The 4868-nt window shown below is 45.1% G+C and carries 6 protein-coding genes; 2 read left to right on the top strand and 4 right to left on the bottom strand.

Annotated elements, in window-relative coordinates; translation table 11 throughout:
* Window positions 1-24: 24 nt before the first annotated feature.
* Window positions 25-258, top strand: a complete 234-nt coding sequence (locus ABUA47_RS05045; RefSeq protein ID WP_005835814.1) for a hypothetical protein — start codon at window positions 25-27, stop codon at window positions 256-258.
* Between the two features lie 25 nt (window positions 259-283).
* Entirely contained in the window at window positions 284-886 is a 603-nt protein-coding gene (locus tag ABUA47_RS05040; RefSeq protein WP_005835815.1) for an OmpH family outer membrane protein, read from the top strand.
* Window positions 887-1029: 143 nt separating this feature from the next.
* On the opposite strand, the gene ABUA47_RS05035 is transcribed toward ABUA47_RS05040, so the two are convergent.
* The 4 genes from ABUA47_RS05035 to ABUA47_RS05020 form a co-directional block, all read right to left on the bottom strand.
* Window positions 1030-1803, bottom strand: coding sequence for a copper homeostasis protein CutC (locus tag ABUA47_RS05035; protein WP_035449506.1), 774 nt, complete (start codon window positions 1801-1803; stop codon window positions 1030-1032).
* A gap of 85 nt (window positions 1804-1888) precedes the next feature.
* Entirely contained in the window at window positions 1889-3427 is a 1539-nt protein-coding gene (rny, locus tag ABUA47_RS05030; RefSeq protein WP_005835816.1) for a ribonuclease Y, read from the bottom strand.
* 125 nt (window positions 3428-3552) lie between these two features.
* The gene (locus ABUA47_RS05025; protein WP_005826408.1) at window positions 3553-3843 is read right to left on the bottom strand and encodes a cell division protein ZapA; all 291 of its coding nucleotides are present in this window, start codon (window positions 3841-3843) and stop codon (window positions 3553-3555) included.
* 14 nt (window positions 3844-3857) lie between these two features.
* Entirely contained in the window at window positions 3858-4151 is a 294-nt protein-coding gene (locus ABUA47_RS05020; protein WP_349831448.1) for a hypothetical protein, read from the bottom strand.
* Between the last annotated feature and the right edge of the window lie 717 nt (window positions 4152-4868).

Here is a 4868-nt window from a genome sequence, read left to right as displayed (position 1 = left end):
TTTCATGTAACAAAATTAATGGAAATGCTTGATACAATATTGATAACTCTGTTAATAGTTGCTATTTGCATTGTTTTATTGGGTGTGAAGGTCTTTTTTGTGAAAGGCGGGAGATTCCCTAACGGGCATGTCAGTGGCAATAAGGCAATGCGCGATAGAGGTATCGGTTGCGTGCAGTCGCAGGATAGGGAAGCGCAACGCAAGTCCCGTTTTTCCATTGATGAATTGGAAAAAGCCTTAAACGATAGTATGAACTAATTTTAAAAAACAATATTTATCAATTATGAAGAGATTAAACTACCTCATGAACGGTCTGGCAGCTCTCGCACTGATCGTTTTATTTGCTCAATGTGCCGGCAATACTGATAAACAGACAACAAGCGCTCCTGCACAAGCCGGCGGATTATCGGAAATGAAAATTGCTTATGTTGAAATAGATACGCTTTTGGCAAAATACAACTATTGCATAGACTTGAATGAGGCTATGGTGAAGAAGGGCGAGAATGTCCGTCTGACATTGAACCAGAAAGCCAGCGAACTGGAGAAGCAGAAGCAGGAATTCCAGACAAAGTATCAGAACAACGCTTATCTTTCTCAGGAGAGAGCGCAGCAGGAATACAACCGCATTGCAAAGTTGGAGCAGGATTTGCAGAACCTGAGCAACAAGCTGCAGTCTGAGCTGATGAGTGAGAATGAAAAGAACAGCCTGCAACTGCGTGATTCTATCAATGCTTTCCTGAAGGAGTACAATAAGACAAAAGGTTACAGCATGATTATCAGCAATACGGGTTTTGACAACCTGCTCTATGCAGACAGTGTCTATAACATCACCCGTGAGATTCTGGATGGTCTGAATGCAAGATACTCTTCTCCGGTGAAGAAATAATATTTATCCTATGATATAAAAAAGGATGTACCGAAAGGTACATCCTTTTTTTATAGGTCTCTCCCCCGACCCCTCCCCCGTAGGGAGGGGAGTTTTGAAGTTGCTCTTGTTTGTATTTTGTAGGACTATCTCTGTCCCCCTCCCTACGGGGGAGGGGCTAGGGGAGAGGCTTTTAATAATGCTCCGATTGTACGCTTTACCCGCTCCGCAGTAGTGACGGTATGTGTATATTCATCAATATGTACCGTTCCTCCCATAGAGACGGCGGAATTATGATAGAGCATGGAGCTCTCGATATTTTCCCTGGCGGAGAAATGAAATTCGCGGATGCCGGTTTCTCGGGCAATGTGGGCTATGTTGGCTTCATTCACCCCACAGCCTGCCAATAGAATGATTCGGTCTGATGCTTGTTGTTGGAGCTCTTTCAGAAGGGGAATGCCTCGCTCTGCTGTAGGTTGCTGTCCGGAAGTTAGGATGCGGTTGCATCCTAATTCGATAATATCTTCTATCGCTTTTCGTAGATTTCTGCATACATCGAAAGCACGGTGGAAGGTGACGGACATCCCTTGTGAGGCTTTCATAAGCTGCTCCATCAATGGAATGTCTACATCTCCTTCTGCCGTCAGGCAACCGAACACGACTCCGTCAGCGCCTAGGCGGCGGGCATTCTCTATGTCTTTCAGCATGATGCGCTGTTCGGTGGAGGAGTAAAGGAAGTCTCCTCCACGGGGACGGACAATGATATGCAATTTGGTCTGCTGCAATACTTCCCGTGCGATGAGGATATCGCCGTATGAGGGGGTTGTCCCTCCCTCGGGGATGCCTGCGCATAGTTCCACCCGGTCTGCTCCGCCGGCTTGTGCGGCAATACAACTCTCTACGGAGTTGGCACAAACTTCAAACTGATAATCTTTCATTTTGTAAAGTTATGGTTGTGGTGCAAAAATAAGAAAAGGGTGAATACGAATTCACCCTTTTCTGCATTTATTTTCTTTTCTGATGTTACTTTGCGTAGCTCACCGCACGTGTCTCACGGATAACGGTAATCTTCACTTGACCCGGATAAGTCATTTCGTCCTGAATCTTCTTGGCGATTTCACCGGAAAGGTTCTCCGTCTGTTTGTCGTCAATCTTGTCTGCACCGACAATGACACGCAACTCACGGCCTGCCTGGATGGCATATGTCTTTGTCACTCCCGGATAGGACATGGCCAGTTGCTCAAGGTCGTTCAGGCGCTTGATGTATGCTTCTACAATTTCGCGGCGTGCTCCCGGGCGTGCTCCTGAAATGGCATCGCATACTTGTACGATGGGGGCCAGCAGGCTGGTCATTTCCACTTCGTCGTGGTGGGCACCGATGGCGTTGCAGATGTCCGGCTTTTCCTTGAACTTTTCTGCCAGCTTCATACCATAGAGTGCATGCGGCAATTCCGGTTCCTCATCGGGTACTTTACCTATATCATGCAGCAGTCCGGCACGTTTTGCTTTCTTCGGGTTGAGTCCCAGCTCTGATGCCATCACAGCGCAAAGATTGGCTGTCTCGCGTGCATGCTGCAAAAGGTTCTGGCCGTATGAAGAACGGTATTTCATCTTACCGATAATGCGGATAAGTTCCGGATGCAGACCGTGGATGCCCAGGTCGATAGTAGTGCGTTTACCGGTTTCGATGATTTCCTCTTCTACCTGCTTGCGTACTTTGGCAACTACCTCTTCGATACGTGCCGGGTGGATACGTCCGTCTGTTACCAACTGGTGCAATGCCAGACGTGCAATCTCACGGCGAACCGGGTCGAAAGCTGACAATACGATAGCTTCCGGAGTATCGTCTACCACAATTTCCACACCGGTGGCAGCTTCCAGGGCGCGGATGTTGCGGCCTTCGCGACCGATGATACGTCCCTTTATTTCATCTGATTCGATGTGGAATACGGTTACTGAGTTTTCAATGGCTGTTTCCGTAGCCACGCGCTGGATGCTCTGTATCACGATGCGCTTGGCCTCTTTGCTTGCTGTCAGTTTGGCGTCGTCCATGATGTCGTTAATGTAGGACTGGGCCTGCGTTTTGGCTTCTTCCTTTAGGGATTCTACCATGCGCTCTTTGGCTTCTTCGGCAGAAAGTCCGGAGATAGCTTCCAGTTTTTCTATTTCCTGGCGCTGCATGTGCTCCAGTTCTTCTTTCTTCTTGTCTACGATGGACAGCTGGGCTTCCAGATTTTCTTTCACGGCTTCTGCTTCCATCTTCTTGCGCTGGATTTCTTCCTGGCGTTGGTTCAGTACCAATTCACGTTGTTTCAGCTTGTTTTCTGCCTGCTGTATCTTTTGGTTACGTTGGGCCACTTCTTTTTCCAAGTCCGCCTTCTTGTTCAGGAATTTTTCCTTTACTTCCAGCAACTTATTCTTCTTAATCACTTCCGCTTCCGCTTCCGCATCTCTCAGGATACCGTCGTATTTGTTTTTCAGCCCGTGCTTGAAGAACAAGTACGAGGCAAACCCTCCGACAATGAAGCAGGCAATGGATAATACTATTGTAACTACTGTCATTTTATTAATTTGTTTTTAGTGTATAAATAAAAAAGCACTGCATAAAAGCTTGCTTTGATGAAGGGCAAACTTTTGTACAGTGCGCGAATTTCTCTCTTTTACCGACCCGACGGAGGGATTGTAGCTTATTGTTCCTTGAAATAAGTCTCCAATACCTCTGTCAGTTCCTTTATTTTAGCGGTATAGGGTTCAGTATCATTACGGTCCTTCAACTGAAGGTTTTCTAAAGCGAACTGATAGGCCACCATGGCTATAATTCTCTCTAGAGACACATTCTGATAATGCTCCCGATACGCATTGAGCCTGATATCTACCTGCTTGGCGGCTTCTCTTACCATTTCCTCGTCCTCACGGTTGATTGTGAGAGGGTAGGAGGCTCCTGCCATCTGCAGGTTTATCTTTATCTTATCGTTCATACATCCTCTTCTCTTTATTCATTCAACAAAGCGATGCATTTATCGACTTCACGCACTAATTTGGACAATCGCAGTTTCGTCTCTTTCACGTCACTGCCGTTAAGGCTGATTGTCGTAGCTGTGTTTAGGTTCGTGTAGTTAAGTTCCAGTTCCCGGTATTCAGCTTGTACCTTCCCGTATTCCTCCTCTTTGGCTTCAAGAAGTTGCTTTAGCTCAGCATTTTCGCGTTTTAATTCATCGTGCAGATAGATTAAATGCCGCAGTCTGGCTTCAAAGGTACTTAATAGCTTCTTTTCTTCGTCTGTCATCACTACACCAAAATTGTACACAAAAATACGATTTACTTGGAGATTACAAAAACTTTTCGGAGAAAATGTGTTGTAGAAGTGCCGAAATAACCGAAATGGCCTATGAAAGCTTGGTTTCGGGGGATTGAAAAGGGGCGGACTGTTTATCAAAAGATAGGATATGTGGATAGGTGTGGGACTATTGGTTTTCTGCAAGGATTCTCTTCCTTTCTTTTCAAACGCTTAGTATTTCTGTTGCTAACTATTAATCGTCCGACAGTTGTTGAATTATCGTCCAACAACTGTCGGACGATAATTAGACATATGTCGGACGATAATAAAACGGTTATCGGACGATTAACAGTTAGTAAGGCAGGAATTACTTTTTGCTGTTTTCGGAACTACTGCTTGGGAATGATTGGAATAACCTACAGTAAAGGAGGATGCAAAGAAATAAATAAAATAATTTATATAATAGTTTGGTTTATAAAATAAACTAATTATATTTGCATTGGAGTTCGAACCTAAAAAGTGTTTTTATTAATATGTGTGTAACTTTAAAATGAAGTGTGATTATGAAAACAATGGGTTATAAAGGTATGGTAATCGTTCTTTTTAGTATGTTTGTAGTGGGTGTGTCGGCGCAGAGTGTTCTGACGCTGAAAGTGACGAATGTTCCTTCTGCCAAGGGGAAGCTGATGGCGGCTACCGACAAGGGGCAATATAATATGGTGGATG

Origin of the sequence: Bacteroides sp. RTP31139st1_H2_RTP31139_211217 (assembly GCF_040227615.1) — a bacterium.
Classification (GTDB): Bacteria; Bacteroidota; Bacteroidia; order Bacteroidales; family Bacteroidaceae; genus Bacteroides; species Bacteroides uniformis.
Note: the sequence above shows the minus strand (reverse complement) of the source record. Positions and strands in the feature narration are given on the sequence as shown.